The sequence below is a fragment of the Alicyclobacillus sendaiensis NBRC 100866 genome, assembly GCF_001552675.1.
In the GTDB taxonomy this organism is placed as follows: Bacteria; Bacillota; Bacilli; order Alicyclobacillales; family Alicyclobacillaceae; genus Alicyclobacillus; species Alicyclobacillus sendaiensis.
The window spans coordinates 1-24,643 of the sequence record NZ_BCRQ01000015.1 but is presented as its reverse complement, the minus strand read 5'-3'; the positions used below and the strand labels follow the sequence as shown (position 1 = coordinate 24,643).

31 protein-coding genes are annotated in these 24,643 nt (G+C 56.1%); all 31 read left to right on the top strand.

The window, feature by feature from the left end; all coding sequences use genetic code 11:
- Nucleotides 1–14: 14 nt before the first annotated feature.
- A complete protein-coding gene (locus tag AS26_RS04720) occupies nucleotides 15–719 on the top strand; it encodes a phage head morphogenesis protein (RefSeq protein WP_169793469.1) in 705 nt (234 codons plus the stop codon).
- A 21-nt stretch (nucleotides 720–740) separates the two neighbouring features.
- The gene (locus AS26_RS04715) at nucleotides 741–2,366 is read left to right on the top strand and encodes a DUF2213 domain-containing protein (protein ID WP_062306595.1); all 1,626 of its coding nucleotides are present in this window, start codon (nucleotides 741–743) and stop codon (nucleotides 2,364–2,366) included.
- Nucleotides 2,367–2,423: 57 nt separating this feature from the next.
- A complete protein-coding gene (locus tag AS26_RS04710; protein WP_062306592.1) occupies nucleotides 2,424–2,948 on the top strand; it encodes a structural cement protein Gp24 in 525 nt (174 codons plus the stop codon).
- Nucleotides 2,949–2,994: 46 nt separating this feature from the next.
- Entirely contained in the window at nucleotides 2,995–4,002 is a 1,008-nt protein-coding gene (locus AS26_RS04705; protein ID WP_062306589.1) for a DUF2184 domain-containing protein, read from the top strand.
- Nucleotides 4,003–4,016: 14 nt separating this feature from the next.
- Nucleotides 4,017–4,331, top strand: coding sequence for a Rho termination factor N-terminal domain-containing protein (locus AS26_RS04700; RefSeq protein WP_245629618.1), 315 nt, complete (start codon nucleotides 4,017–4,019; stop codon nucleotides 4,329–4,331).
- Nucleotides 4,332–4,348: 17 nt separating this feature from the next.
- Nucleotides 4,349–4,846, top strand: coding sequence for a DUF4054 domain-containing protein (locus AS26_RS04695; RefSeq protein ID WP_217997429.1), 498 nt, complete (start codon nucleotides 4,349–4,351; stop codon nucleotides 4,844–4,846).
- Nucleotides 4,847–4,862: 16 nt separating this feature from the next.
- Nucleotides 4,863–5,531, top strand: coding sequence for a phage virion morphogenesis protein (locus AS26_RS04690; RefSeq protein ID WP_062306584.1), 669 nt, complete (start codon nucleotides 4,863–4,865; stop codon nucleotides 5,529–5,531).
- 125 nt (nucleotides 5,532–5,656) lie between these two features.
- Nucleotides 5,657–5,887 carry a hypothetical protein gene (locus tag AS26_RS04685; RefSeq protein ID WP_062306582.1) on the top strand — a complete coding sequence of 77 codons (231 nt, stop codon included), beginning with the start codon at nucleotides 5,657–5,659 and terminating at the stop codon, nucleotides 5,885–5,887.
- On the top strand, nucleotides 5,887–6,450 hold the full coding sequence (locus AS26_RS04680) for a phage neck terminator protein (RefSeq protein WP_062306578.1): 564 nt from the start codon (nucleotides 5,887–5,889) through the stop codon (nucleotides 6,448–6,450). Before AS26_RS04685 ends, AS26_RS04680 begins: the two co-directional genes overlap by 1 nt.
- Nucleotides 6,451–7,572 carry a DUF3383 family protein gene (locus AS26_RS04675; protein ID WP_062306576.1) on the top strand — a complete coding sequence of 374 codons (1,122 nt, stop codon included), beginning with the start codon at nucleotides 6,451–6,453 and terminating at the stop codon, nucleotides 7,570–7,572. It begins immediately after the preceding gene.
- A gap of 14 nt (nucleotides 7,573–7,586) precedes the next feature.
- On the top strand, nucleotides 7,587–8,027 hold the full coding sequence (locus tag AS26_RS04670; RefSeq protein ID WP_062306573.1) for a tail tube family protein: 441 nt from the start codon (nucleotides 7,587–7,589) through the stop codon (nucleotides 8,025–8,027).
- Between the two features lie 17 nt (nucleotides 8,028–8,044).
- Nucleotides 8,045–8,521: a phage tail assembly chaperone gene (locus AS26_RS04665; protein WP_062306571.1), complete on the top strand. Its 477-nt coding sequence runs from the start codon at nucleotides 8,045–8,047 to the stop codon at nucleotides 8,519–8,521.
- 175 nt (nucleotides 8,522–8,696) lie between these two features.
- Complete coding sequence (locus AS26_RS04660; protein ID WP_062306569.1) at nucleotides 8,697–10,472, top strand: hypothetical protein; 1,776 nt, start codon at nucleotides 8,697–8,699, stop codon at nucleotides 10,470–10,472.
- Nucleotides 10,472–11,047, top strand: coding sequence for a phage baseplate protein (locus AS26_RS04655; protein WP_062306566.1), 576 nt, complete (start codon nucleotides 10,472–10,474; stop codon nucleotides 11,045–11,047). The genes AS26_RS04660 and AS26_RS04655 overlap by 1 nt, the downstream gene beginning before the upstream one ends.
- A 68-nt stretch (nucleotides 11,048–11,115) precedes the next feature.
- Nucleotides 11,116–11,853: a DUF4352 domain-containing protein gene (locus AS26_RS13760; RefSeq protein ID WP_157068443.1), complete on the top strand. Its 738-nt coding sequence runs from the start codon at nucleotides 11,116–11,118 to the stop codon at nucleotides 11,851–11,853.
- Between the two features lie 58 nt (nucleotides 11,854–11,911).
- Nucleotides 11,912–12,271 carry a phage baseplate plug family protein gene (locus tag AS26_RS04645; RefSeq protein ID WP_062306562.1) on the top strand — a complete coding sequence of 120 codons (360 nt, stop codon included), beginning with the start codon at nucleotides 11,912–11,914 and terminating at the stop codon, nucleotides 12,269–12,271.
- Between the two features lie 4 nt (nucleotides 12,272–12,275).
- Nucleotides 12,276–13,739, top strand: a complete 1,464-nt coding sequence (locus tag AS26_RS04640; protein ID WP_062306559.1) for a phage protein — start codon at nucleotides 12,276–12,278, stop codon at nucleotides 13,737–13,739.
- A gap of 18 nt (nucleotides 13,740–13,757) precedes the next feature.
- Nucleotides 13,758–14,306, top strand: coding sequence for a Gp138 family membrane-puncturing spike protein (locus tag AS26_RS04635; RefSeq protein ID WP_062306556.1), 549 nt, complete (start codon nucleotides 13,758–13,760; stop codon nucleotides 14,304–14,306).
- Entirely contained in the window at nucleotides 14,303–14,674 is a 372-nt protein-coding gene (locus AS26_RS04630; RefSeq protein ID WP_062306554.1) for a contractile injection system sheath initiator, read from the top strand. The genes AS26_RS04635 and AS26_RS04630 overlap by 4 nt, the downstream gene beginning before the upstream one ends.
- Nucleotides 14,671–15,846: a baseplate J/gp47 family protein gene (locus tag AS26_RS04625; protein WP_062306551.1), complete on the top strand. Its 1,176-nt coding sequence runs from the start codon at nucleotides 14,671–14,673 to the stop codon at nucleotides 15,844–15,846. Before AS26_RS04630 ends, AS26_RS04625 begins: the two co-directional genes overlap by 4 nt.
- A 17-nt stretch (nucleotides 15,847–15,863) precedes the next feature.
- Complete coding sequence (locus AS26_RS04620; RefSeq protein ID WP_062306549.1) at nucleotides 15,864–16,424, top strand: baseplate wedge 1 family protein; 561 nt, start codon at nucleotides 15,864–15,866, stop codon at nucleotides 16,422–16,424.
- Between the two features lie 15 nt (nucleotides 16,425–16,439).
- The gene (locus AS26_RS04615) at nucleotides 16,440–17,603 is read left to right on the top strand and encodes a hypothetical protein (RefSeq protein ID WP_062306547.1); all 1,164 of its coding nucleotides are present in this window, start codon (nucleotides 16,440–16,442) and stop codon (nucleotides 17,601–17,603) included.
- A gap of 3 nt (nucleotides 17,604–17,606) precedes the next feature.
- On the top strand, nucleotides 17,607–18,422 hold the full coding sequence (locus AS26_RS13755; protein WP_083515981.1) for an H-type lectin domain-containing protein: 816 nt from the start codon (nucleotides 17,607–17,609) through the stop codon (nucleotides 18,420–18,422).
- A 368-nt stretch (nucleotides 18,423–18,790) separates the two neighbouring features.
- Nucleotides 18,791–19,297: a hypothetical protein gene (locus tag AS26_RS04610; protein ID WP_157068442.1), complete on the top strand. Its 507-nt coding sequence runs from the start codon at nucleotides 18,791–18,793 to the stop codon at nucleotides 19,295–19,297.
- Nucleotides 19,298–19,365: 68 nt separating this feature from the next.
- Entirely contained in the window at nucleotides 19,366–20,109 is a 744-nt protein-coding gene (locus tag AS26_RS04605; protein ID WP_062306542.1) for a C1 family peptidase, read from the top strand.
- Nucleotides 20,109–20,615 carry a hypothetical protein gene (locus AS26_RS04600; RefSeq protein WP_062306539.1) on the top strand — a complete coding sequence of 169 codons (507 nt, stop codon included), beginning with the start codon at nucleotides 20,109–20,111 and terminating at the stop codon, nucleotides 20,613–20,615. Before AS26_RS04605 ends, AS26_RS04600 begins: the two co-directional genes overlap by 1 nt.
- 5 nt (nucleotides 20,616–20,620) lie before the next feature.
- A complete protein-coding gene (locus AS26_RS04595) occupies nucleotides 20,621–20,914 on the top strand; it encodes a hypothetical protein (protein ID WP_062306537.1) in 294 nt (97 codons plus the stop codon).
- Entirely contained in the window at nucleotides 20,911–21,288 is a 378-nt protein-coding gene (locus AS26_RS04590; protein ID WP_062306534.1) for a hypothetical protein, read from the top strand. Before AS26_RS04595 ends, AS26_RS04590 begins: the two co-directional genes overlap by 4 nt.
- Before the next feature lie 36 nt (nucleotides 21,289–21,324).
- Nucleotides 21,325–21,852: a phospholipase D-like domain-containing protein gene (locus AS26_RS04585; RefSeq protein ID WP_062306531.1), complete on the top strand. Its 528-nt coding sequence runs from the start codon at nucleotides 21,325–21,327 to the stop codon at nucleotides 21,850–21,852.
- A 40-nt stretch (nucleotides 21,853–21,892) separates the two neighbouring features.
- Complete coding sequence (locus AS26_RS14825; RefSeq protein ID WP_062306528.1) at nucleotides 21,893–24,034, top strand: glycoside hydrolase domain-containing protein; 2,142 nt, start codon at nucleotides 21,893–21,895, stop codon at nucleotides 24,032–24,034.
- Nucleotides 24,035–24,173: 139 nt separating this feature from the next.
- On the top strand, nucleotides 24,174–24,560 hold the full coding sequence (locus AS26_RS04575) for a hypothetical protein (protein WP_062306526.1): 387 nt from the start codon (nucleotides 24,174–24,176) through the stop codon (nucleotides 24,558–24,560).
- Nucleotides 24,561–24,643: the final 83 nt, after the last annotated feature.

Sequence of the window (24,643 nt, the reverse complement as noted above, 5' to 3'; positions counted from 1 at the left end):
GCTTGAAGTCTGCCATGAACGAAGCGTGGTTCGTCCGGTATGCCGAAGCCGCTGCGATGAAGATGGTCACGCATCTCTTCACGGACGCAGGCCGGACGTGGCGACAAGCGGCGAAGGTGAACAGCCAAGGTCGCATGATCTATGAGGCGCTTCAACGCGAGCTGCAGGGCCCGCTAGGCGGTGCAGTCGTGGCGCAGGTGCGCAGGAATGCGGAGCTCATCCGTTCCGTCCCTGCGGACATTGCGCGCGAAATGACGGAGCACATCATGCGACGGTCATTCGAGGGCCTCCGGGCGTCCGATATCGCGCAGGAGCTCCTCTCGCTTTACCCCCACATCTCCGAAGTCAAAGCGAACCTCATCGCGCGTACCGAGACCAACAAGACGGCGACGGCGCTCACGCAGTCTCGGAGCGAAATCCTCGGGATCCGATGGTATCGCTGGCGGACGTCGGAGGACGCGCGTGTGCGCGAGAGCCACCGTATCATGGACAAGGTGCTGGTTGCGTGGGATGACCCTCCGAGCCCGGAGGAGTTGGCGCATGAGCGCAGCTACGGGCATTATCACGCAGGTTGTATCTTCAACTGCCGCTGCTATCCCGAACCGCTGATTGACCTCGACTTTGTGCAGTGGCCGTGCAAGGTGTACCGAAATGGCGCGATTCGTCTGATGACGCGGAAGGAGTTTGAAGCGATTTGGTCGCCGAGCATGGCTGGGTAAAGGGTCCGTTGAAGGGAGGTGATGCGTACGGCTAGGGCGTACTATGGTTCGCGCTTTTCGCCCAACCAGACCATGACGCCAGAAGGATTTTTGGTCGCGCACAACGTCCCCATCGCCCGTACGGGATGGTATGAGTACTGGGCGAGCGAGATCGGCGCGGACACATCGAATGGAGATCGGGTCGTGAAAGTTTATCGGTCTCCTGAAGAGGTGTTTGCACCTGCAGCCATGGCAAGTTTCGAGGGCAAACCTGTGACGGACGACCATCCTCCATCCGTGGTGACACCCGAGAACGCCCACCTCTACGCCAAAGGCGCAGTGCAAAATGTGCGGCGCGGATCTGGCGAGAACAGTGACCTCTTACTGGCCGACCTTGTCATCTATGACGAGCAACTCATCCAGGAGATTCGGGCCGGTAAGCGCGAGGTGTCGGCCGGGTACGAGTGTGATTACGTTGACAACGGCGACGGCACCTACTCGCAGCGCAATATCGTCGGCAACCATGTGGCTGTGGTGTATGCCGGCAGAGCTGGTGATAGGGTGCGAATCCTGGACCAGAAGCCGGATGTAGACGACGAAACGACAGAGGCGTCCCGGAAATATGGGATTGCGCCGAAGAGCGACGGGCATCGCTCGCCGCCCAAAGGCTACCCGGAGGACCGCGAGAAGTACGGCGATCCCGTGAACTATAAATATCCCATCGACCGGGAGCACATCGAACCAGCTGTCCAGTACTTCAATCGGGCCGGCCAGCGCGAGGATGGTGAGTACACGCCAGAAGAGTGGTCTATTATCGGCAAGCGGATAGCATCTGCCGCGAATCGGCTGCTGAGCGAGGGATATGAGTACAAGGACGGCAAGATTATTACGCCAAACGACAAGAAGGAGGCACAAGATCGTATGAGCACGAAGCTGAAGTTGCCGGCGCGCAAGCGCTCGCGTGTGACGGATTTCTTGGCGGCCATGGGCCTGAAGCACTTTGCACAGGACGCGGAACCCGAAGACATCATGGAAGCCGTGGATGCGATGGCCGAAGAGAAGGCTGAGGACCCAGCAGCGACAAACGACGAAGACACCCCCGAGGACGTGAAGGCCATCGAAGAGCTGAAGTCGCAATTTGAGCAACGCTTCGCTGCGCTTGAGGAGATGCTGAAGCAAGCGCTGGCAAAGGACGAGAACACCGAAGAGAAGTCTGCGGAAGAGCTCATCGATGACGCCATCGCGCAGATGGAGGATCCCGAAGATACGCCTCCGCGCGAGGACGAGAACGAGGAGAGCCACACGATCGACCCTGAGATGATTCAGGACGGAAATCCGGACGAAGGTCCTGTGGCACCCAAGGAAGATCGGCCGCAAAACGGGTTTGCGACGCTCGACACGGCGTATAAGATTGCGGCGCTTCGAGCCATCAAGCCCATCATTGCGGCCATCCCGGATCCTGCGGAGCGCAAGCGTGCTGCGGATGCCGCAATCAAGGCCATCAAAGGCAAGCCGAAGACCAATACGTATGCGCAGATTGAACGCGCGCGGAAGCGGGCTGCGCAGGACGCCGCTCAGAAGCAAGCTCCGAGTTTTGCGGTGGACCCGAATCTCGGCCGTGAATGGGCGAAGAAGTACAATCCGCATTACAAGAATCGGGCGCAGTGATGTCGCGAAGGCATTAGGCGCCCTATTTGTTTACCCAACAGAGGAGGTATGCACACTATGCCGGGCAGTGTGATTGGCAAGACGCTGAATTTAGGCTATCCGGGCAACGTGTCGCGCAGCGAAGACGCAGTGATCGTGAATCGTCCGGTGCGGCCGACGGATACGAACCCTATCCCCTTTGGCGCGCCTGTGGTGCTGAATGCGGACAATACGTATTCCCTGTTCGGCGCGTCGAATACTGCCGCGGATTTCGCGGGTGTCGCCATTCGCGAGGTCAAGCAGGCGACGAGTTATCTGGGTGCGCCGTATGGGATCACGCAGTACAACCCCGGCGACCCGTGCGACGTCATCGAGCGCGGTAGCGTCACGGTGACCTGCCAGCTCGGTACGCCCACCGCTGGAGGGGCTGTTTACATCCGCGTCGCAGCGAATGCTTCGTATCCGAATGCGGTGGTCGGCGGATTTGAGGCTCAGGCGGATGGTACGAACAACATCCTGATCCCGAATGCCGTGTGGAAGACCGGCAAGATCGACGGCAATAACACGGCGGAAATCACAATCCTGAACCGCAACAAGCCGTAACGATAGCCATTGTCGCGAGTTGGTCAACTAAGGGAGGTATTCACGCATGGCAGTTGTGTCTGGCTTGAAGACATACACCGTGGATGGTCTCGGTGGCGGTGTGGTCACGAATGACGCCGCCATTGCGAGCGGCTTGGCGTTTTTGAATGCTGAGCTCGAAAAGCGGGATCCCCGACTGCTCGAACCTCTGCAAAGTGTCACGTGGCCGCGGGATATCGTGGCCCGCACGGGCGGCGGCTGGGTCGAGTACAGCGGCCAGTACTTCGTCGATTACGCCACGACGGGCGGTTCGGACGGCGGCATCATCGGCGGCGAGACGAACGACATCCCCGTGATGCAAGCCAATATCTCCAAGGATATCTGGAAGGTGTTCACCTTCTCGAACATCCTGAAGGTCCCGTTTGTGGACCAAGCGAAACTGCAGGGGATCGGTCGCTCACTCGATGAGATTCTCGACAAGGGTATCCGCTTGAACTACAACAAGTCCATCGACAACATCGTGTACGTCGGTCTGCCGTCGCAAAGCATCTACGGACTGGTCAACAACCCGTCGATCACGGCGATGGCCGCTCCGAACGGTGCGAGCGGTCAGTCGGCTTGGGCCAATAAGACGCCACAAGAAATCCTGGCTGACATCAATACGGTCATTGAGACAACCTGGGCGAACAGCCAGTACGACTTGACGGGCATGGCCAACCACATCTTGATTCCGCCGGCACAGTACGGTTACATCGCGACGGAACTGGTGTCTCAGGCCGGCAATCGCTCGATCTTGGACTACGTGCTCGAGAACAACCTCGCCCACAACCAGGGCGTGGACCTGTATATCTATCCATCCCGTTGGTGCATCGGCGCGGGCGTCGGCGGTAAGGACCGTTTGGTGGCCTACGTTAACGACGAGGATCGCGTGAATTTCGACCTGACGGTGCCGCTGTCGCGTGTCATGACGCAGCCAATGGTGACCGAGATGGCGTATATGACGGCATATGCGGTGCAGTTCTCGCAGGTCAAGGTCCTCTACACGCAGACGATGGTCTACATGGACGGTATCTGATGGGAGGCGACATCATGCGTATCTTCGCGCGGCAGGCGTTGCGGTTCGACCATCCCCAGAAGGCGGAGGCGCCCGTTTTCGTGCGGGCGCTCGATTTTTCGGATGTGCCGGATTGGGTCGCGGAATCGACGATGTTCAAGTGGGCCGAAGAAGAAGGAACGGTCATGCGCGTCGATTCCAAAGCTGATGAGGTGAAGGCTGAGAATGCAGCCGCTGATCCGGAGCTCAAGGCACTGCGGGCTACAGCGAAAGAGCTCGGTATTCCGGGTTACACCAAGATGAGCAAGGAGCAGCTGACGCAAGCGATCGAAGCCGCAAAGGCATCGTGAATCGCGGGTGATGGGCGATGAGCATCAATCCGACGTTCATGGATGCCTACGGCTTTTATGCGTTCGGCGACGGCTCCAATCTGCGGAACGGGTCCAACCCGCCCTACGGCGTGTCTGATTTCCTCTCGATGTTCCCTCAATTTGGTCCGGACTCGAATGGGAACTATGTCGTGCCTCCATCCGTGATCCAGACGTTCATCAGCATGGCGAACGCCTGTCTCCAGCAAGCCAGATGGCGTAGCGTCTGGCCCTTGGCGATGGGCTGGTTTGTGGCGCACTTCTGCACGCTTTGGCTGCAGAGCCAGGCCGATCCCAACGGGGGCGCCGCTGCCGTGCTCGAGGCAGGGCGAGCCCAAGGCGTCATCACCGGTGAATCGGTTGGCGACGTCTCCTACTCAGCCGATTTGTCGCTGGCTACGGTTGACGGATGGGCGGCGTGGAATCTCACGAGTTACGGTCAGCAGTTGGTCACGTACGGCAAGCTCATCGGGAAGGGCGGCATGTACGTGTGGTGAGAGGGAGTGGTGGCGCGTGCTCAAGGCTCTCGCGAAGGTGACAAGTTCGAAGGACTTGACCAAACAGGTGCGACAGTCGCTGCGGTCGCTTGAGAAGACCGATGTGTATGTTGGTATTCCTGAAGGCCAAGACGGCAACCACCCCAACATAACGAACGCTCAGCTGATGTACGTCTTGACTCACGGTGTACGACGGAAGGAAATGCGCGATGCCATGGATGAATACATGGGGCTGACACCCGGTGGCATGCCCATCATGCGTGACTTCGAGCGCTTCCTAACCAACATGGAGACGATGCCGTACAGCGCCGCCTACCAACTCTATCTCTACGAACACGGGTCTCCGCTCTGGCGCATACCCCCGCGGCCAATTTTGGAGCCAGCAATTAACCATTACAAGGACATTATTGCAAAACCGCTTCGACAAGCAGCTGTTAACGCATTGGATGGTGGTGATCCAATGCCTGCGCTTCATCGAGCTGGCGAACTCGGTGTCGAAGCAGCTAAAGATTGGTTCGTGAATCCGCTCAACATGTGGCCGCCAAACTCGCCAGTGACCATTCACGGGAGCAAGCCCGATAAGCGCGGCCGAAAATTCATCGAGGGGAAAGGGAGCGACCAGCCGAACATCGACACCGGCAATCTCCGCAACTCAATCACCTATGTGGTGGCGAATGCGCCGTGAACGTAGGACGAGTGGTTACTGGGCGGTTAGCGCAGGACGTCACGATCTATCGGAAGTCGGGTAGTTGGGTCAGCGGACGTTGGGTCGCGAGCGAAACAGCGCTCACGGTACGCGGGGTTGTAGACATGCCAGACCCGACGGAGTTGGAGCAAATCCCCGAGGGCGACCGCCAGCGCGGCGCGATACGACTGCACACGACAGCGCCTATCCTGATCACGTCCACGTCCGGCACCTCGGACGAGATCCTGTGGCGCGGGAATCGTTATCGCGTGATGCAGGTGGTGCCTTACGCGGACTACGGCTACTACAAGGCGATCGCCGTCAAGATGGATCCATCTTCAGAGGTGACGCCGTAATGGCGGATACTGTGTTGTCCCTCGAACAACTCGAAGACTTTTTTCAATCATGGACAGGTCAAGCACTCGGCACGACCGATCCATCTGCAGTGCGCATCGGCTGGCCGACGGACGGGTCGCCAGGGTGGCAGGTCGCAGACGATGTTTGTTTCCTGATGGTGCAGTACACAGACAACTCGTACACGCGTCAGATCCAAACGGAATACGACCCGTTGGACGCTGCGAACGCACAAGTCAGTCAGGTCTACACGGTGGGAATTCGAGCCACGTGGACGTTTTACGGACCGAATGCGTGGTCGAATGCCGATCTGGTCCGTGCGTCGCTCTATCGTGACGCGACGACGCAGATGCTTGCCGCCAACAATCTGTCCCTCATCCCTGATGTCCCAATGCCTGTCAGGGTGCCGGAACTGTTTAACGGTCAGTGGTGGAATCGCGTGACGTTCTTCGCTGACTTCTATGAGCTGGTTATCCGCCAGACAAGCGTGCCGTACATCGCGGAAGTCGACGTCACGGTAGCATCAGAGGACGAAAGCGAAGGCGTCCAAATCATCGAAGGGTAGGTGCTTTATGTGACGGCACAATCGCTAAGCAATATCGTCAATGTGACCGTGAGCGTTTCGCCGTCCTTACCCGCGGCACCGTCGCTCAATGTGGGATTGATCGTCGGTACGTCGACGGTCATTCCGACATCGCAGCGTATTGCCACGTATAGCAGCACCACAGATATGCTCGGTAGCGGATGGAAAGGCACAGAGCCTGAGTTTCTGGCGGCAGAGGTCTATTTTTCACAGTCACCTGCGCCCACCAAAGTCATGATCGGTCGCCAGGACGCCACCGTACCTGAGACCGCGCTAGAGGCTGTACAGGCATGCCGTGCCGCGAGCAACGGATGGTACGGGGTGTACGTTTGCGGGGCGGCTGATAGCGACATCGAAGCGATCGCACAGTACGTGCAAAGCGCGCAGCCGCAGACGATGTTCTTCTACGATACGTCGGATACAGCCGTCGCTTCCGGTACCACCCCCAACATCATGTCTGCGTTGCAAGGGGCGAAGTATAGTCGGTCCTTCGGCGTGTATTCCGCGACGGAGCAGTATTCGGGTGCTGCGGCTATGGGGCTTGCCATGGGGTCGAATACGGGGCTTGCGAACAGCGCCTTCACCATGGCGTACAAGTCGCTGGTGGGTGTCCAGCCAGATAACCTGACTACGCAACAGGTGAACAACATTCTCGGGTGGAACGGCAACGTTTATACGATTTATGGCAACGGTTATGAGTTGCTCGTACAAGGTCGCATGGCTGACGGGACACCGCTGGACCAAGTCTTGTACCTTGATGTGCTCACGGTCGATATCCAGACGGCTGTCATGAACGCACTTGTGTCGGCGCCAAAGATCCCACTGACTGACTCCGGCGTTACGACATTGATGAATGTCATCGGCGTCGTCTGCGATCAGGCCGTCGAGACCGGTTTCTTGGCGCCGGGTGTCTGGAACGGGCCGCAGATTTTGACGCTTTCGCCGGGGGCAAACCTGTCCAAGGGCTACCAGATTCTTGCTGAGAAAGTGTCCACCCTTACCCAGGAGCAAATTCAGCAGCGGCAAGCGCCTCCGATTTACGTGTGCGTGAAGCTTGCGGGCGCCATTGAGCATGCCATCATCGGCGTGCAAGTGAGTCTGTAAGGAGGGATGACGGCATGCCAACCACCACGACTTATAGTTTCGCGGATTGCATCGTGGTTATCTCGCATCCCGCCCTCGGCCAGTACTCCGCTCAAGGGACGGGCATCGGGAGCATCACGGTTACGATGTCCACGGACCGAACGGCACACGACGTGGCGGCCGACGGTTCGGTGCTGATTAGCAAGATCGAAGGGAACAACGGGACGATCTCGTTCCAAATCCAGCAGACCTCCGGCTTCAACGCATGGCTAGTCCGCGCTTTTGACTACCTCATCACTGCGGATCCGTCGCAATGGGCGCAGATGGCCGTGACCATCCGGTCTGTTTCGTCGGGCAGCCTCATCAACGCGACAGGTGTATCGTTCCAGAACCGTGCAGAGCTATCGCTGCAGGCGCAGGGACAACAACGGACCTGGAACCTCATGGCGGCGAGTATCACGGAGACCGCGGCTTGACGAGAGGAGTAGCTTGAATGGAACGGTACAAGGTCGTGAAGGTCAAGGAGCGCGAATATCGGATCGGCAAGTGGTCGGCGCGCGAGGGCGTGTACATCGTGACCAAATTGGCTGGACTCCTGGCGCCGGTGTTTGCGCCCTTACTGAAGGGCATGGATGTGAATAAAGCGTTGAACGCGAAGGCGCCGTCAGATATCGACTTGCAAAATGTCGATATCGCGTCCATGTTCCAGCCGCTCGCTTCCATCCCGGAGGCGGATTTTCTCTACTTGCAGGACAAGTGCCTCAAAGTCGTGCAGGTTAAGTTACCGGCTGGGTGGATCGATGTGGTGAATGACAACGGCTCATTCGCCCTCCAAGACCTCGAGGAAGACGGGATGCTCCTGTTAACGTTGATGGTCCATGTCATCATTCACAACTTGGCGGGTTTTTTCGACGGAAGCCCCTTGATGGGGTTGTTTGGCGCTATCCAGGCTACGAGCTCTGCAACCTGACTAACATCGATCCATTCTTGTATGCGCCAGTGGTCGCGGGCTTCTGGAGCCATCGCGACTTAATTGAGGATGTGTTCACGCTGGACGACTTACTTGATGCCCATGAGATCTTGCAGGTGCGCGCCGAGAATGAATGGCGTTACGCCGAGTATCTACGGGAGAGGAGCGAGATGCCATGATCGAAACCATCAAGGAGTATCTCGTCTCTCTGGGCTTTTCCGTCGATAAGCCGTCTTACGACAACGCGGAGAAGGCCATCGAGGGGATTGGGAAGGTCGTCAATAACTTTGCGACAGGGGCTATGCGGATTTTCGGGCAAGCGTCGATGGCGATGGCGGCGTTTGCGACCACAGCCGCAGTGGGTATGACGAAGTTCCTGGCGGGTCTCGGTAATCAAGAGATCCAGATGGAGATCCTGTCTCGTCAGTTGTGGACGACCCAACAGCAGGCCATGGCCTTTAACGCGACGCTCAAAGCGCTCGGCGCGAACCTGCAAGAGCTGTACTTGTCGCCCACCCTGATGCAGCAATATGAAAAGCTGCACGCCGTGGCCGAGCAGATGCAGACGCCGGGGGACTATCAGCAACAGATCCAGATGGTCCAGGACTTGCAGCTGCAATTCCGTCAGTTGCGGCTTGAAGCGTACTACTCCCTGCAGTGGGTTGGTTACTACTTCATCAAGTACATGAGCGGTCCCATTACACGCGTGACCAATGTTCTTCAGGCGATCAACGACGCCATCGTAAAAAACATGCCCACGTGGACGAAGCAGGTTGCGCAGGTGATGGTGAGCTTTGTTCAGGCGGGGCAGTACATCGTCCAAGCCTTGACGTCCGTGTGGAACTGGCTGCGAAACTTGGCCCAGTACGTACCGCAATGGGCGAAGGTTGTGGGGATGGCGCTTGCGGCACTTGCGATCTCGAACCCGTTTTTTCGGATCATCACCGCTCTCACGATGGTCCTACTTCTCTTTGACGATTTTGAGACTTATCTACATGGCGGCAAAGCAATGTTTGGGTCGTTCTGGCAAAAGCTCATCGATTTCTTTGATAAGTTGTCGAAGAGTGCACACGGTCTGAAGACGCTCAAGGATGCTGTGCTGGCGGTGATTACAGCCATCTTGGGCGCTAGGGTTTTGCGTAGTGTAATACCGATCTTGAAGCTTGTTCGAGATGCTTTTGTGGGATTGTTTTCTATATTTAAGGCTAGCCCCCTCGTTACTGCTCTCACGTTGATCGGTCTCGCTATTGGCGCATTCCTCGCTCGTTTAAATCTAACTAGCAGGACAGGGAAGAAAACTCAAGGCGTGCTTCAAGATCTGCAAAACGTATTGTCGTGGCTCAATCAACAAGTGGACAAGGCCGCGAACTTCTTCGCGAAACTTTATGATCGATTCCAGCAAAACGGAACGATCAAGGCCATGACTGCAGCGATACGGTCGTTATTCAATGCCTTTGCGGATCTTGGTGCAGCGATCTTAAGTGTCGTAACAGGTCTCGGGACTTTATATGGCAAAGTTACGAACTCAAGCAATAAGAGCGGTCTGCAAAACTTCTTTCAGATGATCACCGACATGGCGATTGGCGCAATTAACATCGTAGCCAAGCTCGTTGAAGGCCTCGCTGATGTTGTGCAAATCGTAGGCGACATCCTACAGCTAAAGTGGAGCGCGGCGTGGGATTTTATCAAGAACCATATCTTATCAGGTCCAACAGTTGCGCAATATGTAGAGATGCACCAAAACAGAAGCAACTCGACCGCAGCGCAAACCACAAACTCAAAGAACGCGTATCCGTATATGTTCCAAGGATCGTCCACCACGACGAAGCACGTCACGGTGAACGTAAGTCAAACCAATCATATCCACGGGAGCAGCCCCCAAGCGACGGCGAACGCTGTCACGCGGTCCTTCAATCGTAACCTGCACAACATACGCGGGGTGATCAACTGATGGCATCGCCCATTCTCGATCTCACGAAAGCCCCGATTAAGAGCTGGGTGTACGCGAAGACGAACATCGGCGGGTGGTTCTTTGACGCGGTGCTGCAGGCTACGCATACGAGCACGCTGACCATCACGCAGCACCCAGTGCAATCCGGTTCGTCTATCACTGACTATGCCTACATGCAGCCGAGGACGCTTTCGCTAACGATCGGGATGTCCGACGTGGCGAAGAGTTTCATCCCAGGTCAGTTCAGCGGCGGCAAGTCGCGGTCTGTGCAGGCGTATCAAGTGCTCCTACAGTTACAGCAAATGCGTATCCCTGTGCAGGTCTATACGAGACTTGGCTTGTACCAGAACATGCTCATTGAGACGCTGACAGTGCAGGACGACAACACGACCACACACGGGTTACGGTGCACAGTGGACATGTCCGAAGTGCTCGTCGCGACGGTCCAAACGGTCAAGATTAGCTCGAAACCGTCCGTCACAAGCTCGGCGAACAAGGGAAAGCAGCAGGCAAAACAAGTGCCGCAGTCTATCTTGGAGACGCTGTCCCAACTGTTGAACGGTAAAGCGAGTTGAAGTGACGACATCCATATATTTCTCCTGTGTGCTATATTGGGCGCATGGGGGGATGACTAGTGCGAATAATGAAAGTTTTGGGATGGATTCTGGTACCGTATATCATGCTGTTTATTCAGTGGGGACGAATGAACAGAATTCTGCGTTTTGCCGGTTCGTTATGGGCATTAATCATCTTTGCTAATACGGTGTATGTAATTCGAGGAAACACATCACGGAGCTCATCAACGGTAAGTGCTACAACTTCTTTGGTTAATTCGACGAATAGTTCACAGGTAGCAAAGCAAGAGCAAAACTCGAGTACGCCTCCAGTTCATAAGACTACGAACTCATTGCAGCATGCGCAATATCAAGCGACTACGACATCATCTTCTCAGTCGAAGTTACGATATATCCCGTTTCAAACGTTTGGGAAGGCAGGAGACTTGGAAATTAGGGTTAACTCCCTGCAGCAAGTTAAGAGTGTGGGTTACGATGGGATGGGTGAAACCGCAAATGGTGCGTTTTGGGTTATCAATGTCACCATAAAAAATGACGGGTCTACTCCCATGGGTATCGTTGATGGCTTATTCCATTTGCAGGACTTAAACGGGAACGTTTATCAGCCTGATTCTACTGCTGAGATATATGCAAATACGAATTCAGGAACGATTCCGACCGATCTCAACCCTGGTGTGTCCATGACGACGAATCTGGTATTTGATATGCCGGATTTTATGACATATGGCCACATCGGGCAGCATTACTCACTTGTCGCTTCCATGGGTTTCTTCGGGTCAGATGAAACGACGTATGCTCTTCCGTAGGACAAAGCAGAACGTTCAGTTGCCATCTTGGCGGCTTTTTTGTTTGGAGGTGATCGCGTTGCCCAGTGTCGTCGTGCCCATCACGTCTGGGACCAACCAAACGGTCACGTGTACCTTGCCGGTGAACGGGGGCAACGTCACGCTCACCTTCTCGTTCACGTGGAACGACGTCGGCGACTACTGGTTCATGTCGATCACGGACAACAACGGGAATCTGCTCCTTGACGCCATCCCAGTCATCACGGGCCAGTATCCGGCAGCGGACATCTTACGCCAATACCAATACCTGAACATCGGAAGTGCCTATCTTGTCCCTGCTTCCGCAGGGTTGCCCGACAACCCGTCGTTCGACGACCTCGGGAGCGATTATTTGCTGGTGTGGACAGACAACGAGGGTTATCTCAGCATAGGAGCGTGAGACCATGGCGATTCAAGTGGATTCGTACGTCATGCAGCTCGCGCAAATGGCATCTCAGATTTGTGGGCTCGACGTGAATGTCATCCTCGCGCATTGGCAGTGTGAAGAAGGCATCGCAAGCGCGAACTGGCCCAGTAATAACCCGGCCGGCATCACGCCGGGGAACCCAAACGTCGATAAATTATCCATCGGCGTCAATGCACACGGGTTCTTGATATTTCCTACTCCTGCCGCGGGTGCCCAGGCGTATGGACTCCTCATCAAGACCGATCCGAATTACGCGGGTATTCGGGCGGCTATCCAAACCGGGAATCCGATCACCGAGATTCAGGCCATCGTGGCTAGCCCGTGGGACTCGGGTCACTACATGGAGTATGGATACAACCATCTCCTGACCGCCTACAACGAGATCACGGGACAGCATATCCAGCTCGTCAACAACACGAACACCAATAATTATGCGTTCCCTACAGACTCGGCCTCGACATCCGGCATCGCGAATCAGGTAACCTTTCCGCCTACCAACTACAGCGTGGTGGCGAACAGCCAACGTACCGGCAATGTTCTCTACGGACGTCGCTATCGCGTTATCGTGGCGAATTCCGGCGGCATAGCGCTCGACGTTTCGGATCTGCACTGCACATTCGACATCCAGTACGTGGTCAATCAGCAACCCCCATTCAGCACCATCGTCATCTACAACCTGAACCCGGCCACTGAAGACTTCATCCTGAACTACGGAGACCGCGTTATCGTGGAGGCGGGCTACGAAGGCAACCAGTATGGGGTGATCTTCGACGGAGAAGTCGTTGAACCCATTCGAGATAAAGAGGATAACGTGACCTATCGCCTTACGATCAACGCGCTGGCCGGAAACTCACTGCTCAATCAGTCCTTCGTGAACTTCACACTGAATCGCGGTCAATCTGCGCGGAGCCTTGTGCAGAATCTCGCAAGCATGGCCACGCATCCATCACCGATTGGAGAGCTTTCGCCACAACTAAGCACGGCACAGCTGCCGCGTGCCAAAGCGGTGTTCGGGTTGACGCGCGACTACATACGCCAGATTGCCCAGGCAAGCAACCTCGCCTTCTATACCAAGAGCGGCGAGATCAATCTCATACACGCAAGCGATCCGCCGAAAGGCGAAATCCTTGACCTTACCCCGGAGAGCGGGCTTATCGGTCAACCTACACAGCAAGATCTAGGGGTCTCGTTCCGGTGTCTGCTTAACCCAGCCATCCAAATCGGGACAATGGTGCATATCGACAGCAGTTTGATTCAGGCGCAGACCTACCAAATTGGGCAGGTTCCGCGGCCACTGGACGCACAAGGGATTTACCGCGTGGTCGGAGTGGAGCACGTCGGAGATACACGCGGGGATGACTGGTACACCAATTGCGTCACGGTTAGTCAGGCTGGCGGCATTCCGAACATGATCGCATCGAGCGCTTATGGGCCCTGGTGACAAGGCGGAGGTGATGGGATGCTCACCATCAACGACATCTTGCCAAACAATCAAGAAGAGGTCTACCGGACGCTCATGGACACGATATCTGCGAACATCCGTGTCGCCATCCCCGGCATCATTCAAGCGTTTGACCCTGTTGAGCAAATCGTATCCGTTCAGCCGGCCGTCCGCGAGCGCATTCGCAACCCTGACTTGAGTTACTCATGGGTTAAACTCCCCATCTTGCTCGATGTGCCCATCGTCGTTCCGCGCGCGGGCGGCTTTGCGCTGACGCTCCCGCCGAAGCAGGGGGACGAGTGCCTGATCGTCTTTGGGGACATGTGTATCGACGGATGGTGGAAGTATGGGGGCATTCAGAATCAGCCCGACAAGCGGCGTCATGATCTAAGCGATGGCTTTGCGATTCTGGGTACGTGGTCGCAGCCGCGAGTGTTGTCCAACTACGCAACTGACGCGGCGCAGCTGCGCACCGACGATGGGCAGACGTACATCAGCATTCGACCTGGTGAGATTGATATTGTTGCAGCCACCGTGAAGGTCAACGGGACGGTGATCTCGTCTTGATCTATCGCAAGCTGTCCCCGACAGGTGACTACGTGCTTGGTAGACCCAACGAATTCTGGACGGACGCTGACGCCGTTGCACAGGCGATCTATACGAGTCTCAAGCTCCTGCAGGGTGAGTGGTGGGAAGATACATCGGCTGGCTTCCCGCTCTTCCAAGTTGTGCTCGATACGCCGGGCTCTCCCGAACATATACGAGGGATCGATATGGTCGTTCAAGAGGCTATCTTAAATGTCTCAAATGTCCAGGCCATCACGAACTTCTCGAGTGCGTATGACAATACGACACGAACGTACACCATCGAGACTTGCACCGTGGAAACGGTGTTTGGGGAGGTCACTGTGAAGGGGGTGACGTTCTCGCCGTGAGTTATTTCGCGCCGTACATCGACGCTGCCGGATTCCACATGCCTACGTATCAGGATATCGTCGACCAACTGGTGGCGGATGCACAGAATATCTTTGGCCAAGATATCTATCTCGGCTACGACAGCCAGGACTACCAGATGATCAGCGTGTTTGCACGCATGATCTATGACTCGTTCCTCGCGGCTCAAGCTGCGTACAACAGTCGTTCCCCGTCCACGGCGCTCGGGAGCGCGTTGGACGCCATCGTCGCGGTCAACGGGCTTGTGCGCAAGCCTGCGACTTATTCCACGTGCCAAGTGACCATATCCGGCACACCGGGCACGATGATCGAGAACGGCGTCGTTAGTGACGTGAATGGCTACAACTGGTCGTTGCCGACGCCAACTGTGATTGGCTCAAACGGCACGGTGACCGTGACTGCGACATGCCAAACACCTGGCGCCATCACGGCGAACCCTGGGGATATCAACACCATTGTCACGCCGCAGCTTGGTTGGAACTCGGTCACGAATCAGGTCGCCGCAATCCCTGGCACGCCCGTGGAGACCGATTCCGAGTTACGTGCCCGTCAAGCGGTGTCGACTGCGCAACCCAGTCAGAACATGGTCGATAGCCTCATCGCCGGGCTTTCGGCTATCCCAGGCATTGGCCGCTTCCGCGTGTACGAGAACTACACGAGCCAGACGGATGCAAACGACATACCGCCGCATTCGATTTGGTGTGTGGTGGAGGGTGGCGATGCACAAGACGTCGCCAATGTGATTTGGCTGCGTAAAGGCATCGGCTGCGGCACGTATGGCAGCACAGCAGTCCAGGTCACAGACTCACAGGGCGTCGTCAACACGATCTACTACGATGTCCCTCAGTATGTCGACATCGACGTCACGATCAACGTGAAGAAGCTACAAGGATTCACGCAGGACACGCAAACCGCCATCGCGAACGCGGTGTACGCGTATCTGAATAACTCGGAGATCGGCGTACCTGTGTATAACTCCGCCCTGTGGGGTGCTGCGCTGTCGGCGAACCCGACACCAAATAACCCGACCTTCTCCGTTACAAGCGTCACCGCAGCCGTACATGGGCAGACACAAAGCACCTCCGATATTCCCATCGCCCTGAATCAAGTCGCACGCGGAAATCTGTCATACATCACGGTCAACGCGAGCTAAGGCAGTGAGGTGAGAGCATGTCGATCGCACCCTATTTGTCGCTCATCACCTCTGAGCACTCGGACAAGCCCAACTACATGGCTTGGTTGTCGGCGCTCCTGCAAAAGGTCGACGATGGCATGTCCGCATCGAATTCGATACCGAGCGCTTTTGACCTAGATACGGCCGAAGGTGTCCAACTGGACATCTTAGGCCAACTGATCGGTCAGCCGCGGGACATCGGCATCCCGTTGACGAACAGCTCATCGATTCTCGACGACGCGCATTATCGTATGGTTTTGCGATCCAGGATTGTCCGCAACCAATGGGACGGCACGGTCGGAGAGATTTATGATATCTGGAACGCGGCTTTTCCAGGCACGCAGCTTGCACTGGTCGACAACCAGGATATGACGATGACGGCCAACATCACGAATCTCGAGGATAACCTATCTGCGGAGCTCGTGACAGCAGGTCTGATCATTCCGAGACCGATGGGCGTCCTGCTCAATATCATGGCGAATACTGGAGTCGTTGACCAAGTGTTCATCGGAGGTCTTGTGAGTGGAGGAGACATCGTACAGCTTGCGACCCATTGACGAGGAGGTGGAAAGATGGCCGTTTACGGCAACATGGTCGTCACCAAACAAGGCCAGGCGCTGTATGCCAAAGTGCAAGCGGGTACTCCAATGCAGTTTACCCGGCTCCAAATTGGTAGCGGGCAACTCACGACGCAGCTGAGCAGTGCCCTAACCTCGGGGACGTCCTACACTTCCATACCCGTACAGGCGCTCACATCTCCTGTCGCGAGTGGTCAGACGATCACAATCGGCACAGGTAGCACGACGCAAACAGTCACGGCAAGTGCCGCGGTGTCCATCGGAGCCACGAGCATCCCGGTTGCGTCATTTACTGCGAACGCGAACTATCCTGCGGGCACCACGGTGACGTTGGTTTCCGACCCGACCACGCTCACGGGGTTGCTCAGTCCGATCGACTGGGTGCCGATTAACTCAATCTCGACAAACGGCAATACAGCGAATATCCTCGCTATCTACCAGAACACGAAACTCCAGCAACCCACGTACACGTGCGAGATCGGGCTATTCGCGCAAGACCCGCAGGCGGGTGAGATCCTATACGCCTACGCCAATGCTGGGGCTCAAGGTGATACTTTTCCGCCGTACTCAGCCGGGCCGTACTCGCGGCAGTTTCAGCTGGCAATTGCCATCGGGAACGCGACAGAAGTGACGGCCAATGTCCCGACCGGTACCTGGATCCCGGTGTCACAGATGGGGGTACCGAATGGCGTAGCGACCCTCGATGGCACCGGCAATGTGCCGTTATCACAGCTCGGAAACGTGCCAAAGCCGGGAACGGCGTCATCAACGGCGTTGGGGCTTATTCAGTTACCACCCTCAGCCGGCACGCCCACCAACCCGGTCGCCGTGTATCGCCCCGTCAGCGTCAAAGACATGACCCTCACATCCACATCAGCTACGACCGTGCTCACCTATACGCCAGCCGCTACAGGTCAGTTCAAGGTGAGCGGGTATCTGCGCATAGCCAACGCCGCGACAAGCGTCACAGTCACGCTTACGTACACCAGTCCATCGGGTTCGCAGTCGATTACGCTTGTTCCGCAGTACACCTTGGCCGTTGGCGACTACACCATCACGGCAACAACGTTCGAGGCTACCACAAGCGCCATCACGCTTACAGCAACGGCAGGCACAGCAAACAACGTGACAATCTCCGCAGTATTGGAGGCGGTGTAATACATGAGTCAAGCAATTGTTCCACCTTCAGCAGTACCGTTTGGTGCGCCAGCATTAACAGCGGGCGGTATCAACGGTCTCGGTAGTCTCCGATTCGTGGGCACGATCAACGGAGGACCACCGACAACCGGAACCTATCAGACAGGCGACGTGGTACTTGACCTGAACAACCTTGTGGTGTGGGTATGTCAGTCAGGCGGGACACCTGGAACGTGGGTTCGTATGAGTTATCTGCGGACGGATGCAAATGCGCCGAATCCGCAGACGGTGGCGAATCCAATTGATTTGGCATCAGGAACAACCGTTTATGGCTCTGGAAGTACAGATTTCTATGTCCAATCTAGTGGTGGAACAAATTCATGGTCACGTATTCACGTTAAAACAGCTTCCGCAGATTGGTATATTGGAACATCTAATAATTACAATGGAAACCAATTGTATATAGAACAAGGCGGAACTTCGTATTTGCTTATAAACGAGAATGGGGTTATTCAGTCCGCCGGTGGTGGAGGGGTTTACAACCTTGTTGAGTCCCTTAGCGGGGGGTATAAGGTTCAGAGTGGTCAGTACAGTTATCCAAACCAAACCTATTCCTCTAGTACGTTTTACAAACAATCGATCACATTCCCTACAGCTTTTACGACGACACCAATCGTAGTGGGGGCCATGAACAACGGGAATACAGGAGGCGGGACAACAACTGGATATTGTGACATCTCTTTTGAAAACATTAGCACTACGGGATTTACTATTGTGCTAGCATATGGAGTCCAATATACCGGTCAACCGGTATTTAGTTGGATAGCAATCGGATCATAAGGGGATAGAGTGCGTATGAATTATTGGATTCTATATCTCCTATCAACAGGGGCAATCTATGAGCGGCCATATCTCGGTACAGCCACCGAGTGGACCAACATTCCAGAAGGTTGCGGTGTCATCGGCCCGATTCCTCAATCTGACCCTACTGCAGCGATGCTTATCAGCACCCAGAACGGTATCTCATTCAAAACGACGAACTTGTCCTCCAGCCGTACCTCACGGTCACTGCATCAGAGTCAAACGGCGAATACACCGTCACCGCAACCCTCAACAATCCGCCATCTACGCCACCGTCTAGCGTCACATTCACGATTGGCTCATGGACGCAAACCGAAAGCCTCACAAACAACGAGGCCAGCATCACGGTGCAGTTGCATCCATCACTCGCATCGTATGCGGTGCCTGTGTCCGTATCTGCGACGGGATGTGTAGGGGCGTCGGCGACGATTGGCGGGACGCAACCACTGCCCATCGGAATCCAGGTATTCACACCATCAGGAACAAGCACGCCGATGATTGCGCCTGTCGGACCAGGATCAAAGAGTTTTCTTGCGGCATATTACTCGCTTTCTGCTGGTTCACTCGAAACGTACCTAGCCGACATCGGAACGGTCATCAGTCTTCTGACCGACGCAGTGTTCAACGTGCTATTCCCAGCAGTGAATCCGACACTGAATGCCAACCAACAGAACGCCTACAACGACATCAAGGCCAATGCATTGCCGAATCTGTACACGACACTCAACAATGCCTATCCATCCGGCGGCACTAAACAATTGCAGTACGCAGATTATCTCGCTGGCCTATCAAGCACGTTCAAGGCATACGAGAGTTACGCGCAAGACCTTGAGACGATTCCTGGCCTCGAATAACTGCATATCCCGTTTCCTCAGCGCTCCTTCGGGGGCGCTTTTTTCATGCTTGAAAGGAGAGTGCCATCATGCCAAAGTACCGCTACCTCCAGACCGCGACCGTGCCGTACTATCAGCCGCACGGGAATGGAAAGGTCGAAGTGGACCTGCGGAAGTTTTTCGGTCCAGTGTACAACCAGGGAGACAAAGGCGCGTGTTCTGCGTTCGCGTCTACGGCTTGGTACAGTGCTTGGCGTGTCAAGCATGGGTATCCGTGGGTTGAGTACAGCGAGGACGCGCAGTACGTCGAGGAACGCCTGAACGAAGGCACCTTCCCACAGGATTCGGGCGCGACGATTTGGGACGCCGTACTTGTCCTCGCGACAAAAGGCGTCGTGCCGGAGAACAAGGACCCGTACAACGACCAGGACTTCAACCGCATCCCGAGCGACAAGGACTTCATCCCAGGCTCCCAGTTGCCACTTCACCTCGTCCGTCGCCTGCCGCTCTCACGCCTAGTCGATTATGCGATGGATGCATTGTCCAATGACATGCCCATCCTCTTCGGCGCGGCTGTCTTCTCAGAACTCGAATCCGAAGTCACGGCGGAGACAGGCTATCTTTCCATGCCTGCTCCGTATGAGCAACCCATTGGCGGTCATGCGATGGTGGCAGTCGGGATGGACGTCGGTAAACGCCTGTTCTTGATTCGCAACTCGTGGGGCGCGGACTGGGGCCTAGGCGGCTACTTCTGGATGCCGTTCGAGTATTGGCAGGACTTCGTGAGCGAGGCGTATGTCATCGACGATTTGGCTGCAAAGAAGGTGTCTTGATGCTCAATGTCGGTGATCTCATTTTTGTGCGTGGGCACTGGTGGTCGCCAGTGTCCGACGCCATTCAGCTCGGTGAATACCTCATCTCCCGCGAGGAGAAGGAGCCCGTCGCTCGTCTCTATACCCATGTGGCCGTGTACCTCGGCGGCAATCGGATTGCAGAGGCGCAAGGCTTGCGCGTGTCCGGCACGGGCACCATCGGCCAATATGCAGGCGACTACGACATCGGCCATGTGGTCGGCATGACGTATGACCAGCGCCAGCAGTTCCTGCACGCGCTGACGAAGGAGAACGGCTATCCATACGACTGGGTGGGCATCTTCTGGCTCGCAGTCAAGGCGCTGACGGGATACAGCAAGAAGTACGAGGAGCACAAGACGCGGTACTGCTCAACGTATGTGGGATGGGCGCTGAGGCAGGCGGGGATTGTGGTCAACGACGAGACGCCATCGACGCTTGCGCTTGACCCGCGTATCCATATCGAAGTTGTTGGTAAGGGTGGGTGATCCGAATGGGCGAGAACGAAGCAAAGCTCGCTTCTCTGGAGACGGACAACGAGTGGATTAAGGCTACGCTCGTCGAAATCAAGGATAAAATCGAGGACATATCGGATCACCTCAAAAGGCAGGACCGAACGATGGACAAGTTCGTGACAAGGGAAGAACACGAGGAACTTGTGCGCAAGGTGGATAAGCTCACGCATTGGCGGTCATGGCTCACAGGCGCGGTCGGGACGCTTGTGGGCCTGTTTATTCTCGGGTTTGAATACTTGCACCAGTGGATTTATTGGGGTGGTGGGAAGTGAAAGTTCTGAACGCCATCAAGCAATTCAACCGCTGGCTTGCCATCAAAGTCACGCAGTCGGTCGGGACGATGACCACTGCGTATCTTTTTTCCGCATGGGCGTTACTCCCGCTCGTGTTCCCGCGCTTGCAGAACCTCGTGGCATACGTCAGCCAAGACTACATCCAGCTCGTTCTCCTGCCTGTGATCATGGTTGGGCAAGCCGTGATGGGGTGGGCCTCCGAAAAGCGAGCACAGGAGACACACGATGCTGTCATGGCTGAACTGTCCGAGCTTCGAAAATTGAACGAGAGCCAAGCCGCCGAAATCGCAGAACTCAAAGCCATCCATCGCGAACTCGAAGCGAAACTAGGGAGGCGTGCGCATGAACGATAAGCGCGTCGTGGAGGAGCATCCTAAAGGGGTGGTTTGATGTTTGAAATGGGGTTCAAAATGGCGACGTACTTCTCGCCCGATGACGACACGCAGTCAGTCTTTCTCAACTTTATTCGAGGAACGAATAAACACCTTCGGATTGCCGTCTACAGTCTGCATCTACCTTCTCTCATCGACGAACTAATTGAGTTACACAAACGAGGCGTCGATGTAGCCTTGGTCATTGACCACACTCAAGCGCACGGTAAAGCGGAACATCCAGATGTTTTGCAACTCATTTCGGCAGGCATTCCTCTTGTAGAAGGAACGAGCCAGAAACACAGGATCATGCATCATAAGTTCGCAGTGCGAGATAAGACGACTGTGCTCTCTGGTTCCTGGAACTTCAGCGAATCGGCCAGCCTGGAGAATAACTACTTCGACATCGTGGAGTCGTCTGAACGTGCGGCTCTTTTCTTATCGAAATGGAAAGAGATGTGGGATTGGATCAGAACCAATGAACCTGAATATCAAGAGATGGCGGTGGCGCGGGCACCAGTGAATTTGCGCACCACGTCTTCTTGATAAAGAAACGGCAAGCTCATCATGAAGGAGGCGCAGGCGAATGCCTGAAGCGGCACTCAAGTACAACACGTTTCGTTTGACTGACGACTATCTCAATCGTATCAAGAGACGCCAGAAGCTCATCGATTTCACGGTGCAAGCGGAGTCTTCCGGCAATGGCGTAGACCTATCGCAGTATTGCGGCCCCGTCATCAATCAGCTTGCGGAAGGCTCCTGCACGGCGTGCACCGTGCGAGACTACATCTGGTGGCTACAGAACAAATATGGCTATCCGCAACCCGTGGACCCGTCGGTCAATGGCCTGTACTACTGGGGACGGCTCATCACAGGCGACCTGACGCAAGACAGAGGCTCGACCTTCGAGGCCGTGGCGACTGGCGCAATGGTCTGGGGCGTCGTGCCGTCGAGCGTGGACCCACTCAGTGAAAACACGCTCTACGTCCAGCCGCAGTGGTCGGACGTCGTGATGCAGGCGTCGTCCTGCACAGTCATCAGCCCCACGACAGCCTCATTGCGCGCGATGCTTGATAGTGGCAAGCCGGTCGGTATCGCTATTCAAGTGACCAGCGCGCTCTATCAGCCCACGGTGTATAACGGCCTGTACGTGGTGGACGGTGGCACTGTGGAGCAGGGCGTCGGTCACGAAATCATCGTAGTTGGTTATCAACCGGACCCGACATACGGCTACCTGTACAAGTTCCAGAACTCGTGGGGGACAGGTTATGGGAACGGAGGCTTCGCGTACTTCAGTGAGGCGTTTTTGCAAAAGTACATGCTCGATGCAGCGACGATGGACATCCCGCAGAAGCCTACACAACCTGTCCAACCGAATCTTTCGCTCCAGATTCGTGCGACGGATGAGAACGGCAACGTCAAGTCCACGTTCAGCGTGAATGAGAACATCGGCATTGGCGTGATCCTGACCAACAACGGCCAGACGCTACTCAATCAGTACGTGGACATCACCATCAACGGCCAGTCTCCGTCGTCCATCCCCATCTCGTTCGACGGGTGGAACGGCTTCCCGTGGTCGGCCTCGAATCCGGGGACGTACACCTTCACGGCGACGTGGGCGCATCTAACCGCCAGCACGACCATCACCGTGGAGCAGGCACAACCACAGCCCGCGCCAGCACCTACGCCTACACCGACGCCTACGCCGAAACCAACCCCGTCGCCTCAACCCAAGCCCGCGCCTAACCCGACACCGCAGCCGTCGAACAAGGTCCTATATCAAGCCGTGGACTGCGCGACGAGGCTCACGGAGGCCACGGCCAAGTCCATCTACGACGCCGGGTACAAGGCCGTCATGCGGTATCTGGGGAATTGGGCGAAGTCTATCACTGCCGATGAAGTTGCGACTATCCGTGCGAGCGGCCTGAAACTCGGCCTCATCTGGGAGAGTGACCCGACCTATGTGGGCTACTTTACGACGTCGCAGGCGGCGAATGACGCCATTGCGGCGATGGCTTCTGCACAGGCCATCGGCGCACCCAAGGGCACGGCTATCGCCTTCACCGTGGATTATGACGCCGCCGTCGCAGACATGGACGCTATCATCGCGTACTTCGGCGTCCTCTTGAGCAAGGTCACGGACTACAAGGTCGGTGCCTATGGCGATGTCATCGTGATAGACGCACTCGCCAACACCTACGGAAACAAGCTCTGGTACTGGCAGACGAGCGCATGGTCATACGGCCAAACGAACGCGCACAACGATATGTACCAGCACACCTACGATGTCGTGGTCGGCGGCGTGCAGGTGGACGTGAGCGATGTGTACGCAGACCCCGGCTTCTGGGCACCGTCTGCGACACCTGCGCCTAGTCCGTCGCCATCGCCATCACCGAACAACGGAGGTGACACCGTGACGATTCTCCAACTCGGGAGCACGGGGCCTGCCGTGAAGCAGTTGCAAGAGGACCTGAACAAGATCCTGGGTCTCCATCTCGCCGTGGACGGTATCTTCGGCCCGGCCACGCAAGCGGCGGTCAAGTCGTTCCAGCTTCAACATGGCCTCACCGTGGACGGCATCTACGGTCCACAGACCGCGCAGGCCATGTACGAGGCGCTGTTGGCGCTCGCGAACAAAGGCAGCACCGTCACCGTGGACAAGGGCAAGGTGCAAGCGCTCATCAATGCGCTAGAGTCGGCACTGAACGCAGCGAAGGCGCTGCTGTAATTACGGTTGTCACTTTTCTCGATTTTTTACCTTACGGTTGTCATAAAAAGTGTAAACCGTAACACAACAATCGATGATTTGTGTAAACCGGCCCTGCGCAGACCAGCGTGGGGCTTCATCATTTTGGGGAGGGATTACGATGGCTGCACCCATCACCAGTGTCGAGGTCCAAATCCTCGAGGACGTGCTGAGCGCCTTCGGGCTCGCTGTCGGCGCCGCGCTGACGTATCTGACGACCAAAGTTGTGCCGAAGTACATCCATTCGCAGGCTGCACAGAACGCCATTGACGGGCTCGCGTCCATCGCCGAAAGTGTCGTGGCACAATTCAATCAGACCATCGTCGCTGATGCCAAAGCGAAAGGCGTGTGGAACGCCGCACTCGCCGCGAAAGTCAAACAGGACGCGGTCAAAGCTGTCCTGTCACAGGGCGCGAACCTGGTGAAACTGGCGCAGAAGGTTGTCGGGGATGTGCCGGAGCTCGTCTCGACGCTCATCGAGCAGGCGGTGGCGTCGAAGAAGGAATAATCTTGAAGTGACACATAGATGAACTACAAAACCGCGTGATGGGGCGGCAATTTGACCGCCCCAAAACTCGCTAAAACCTATAA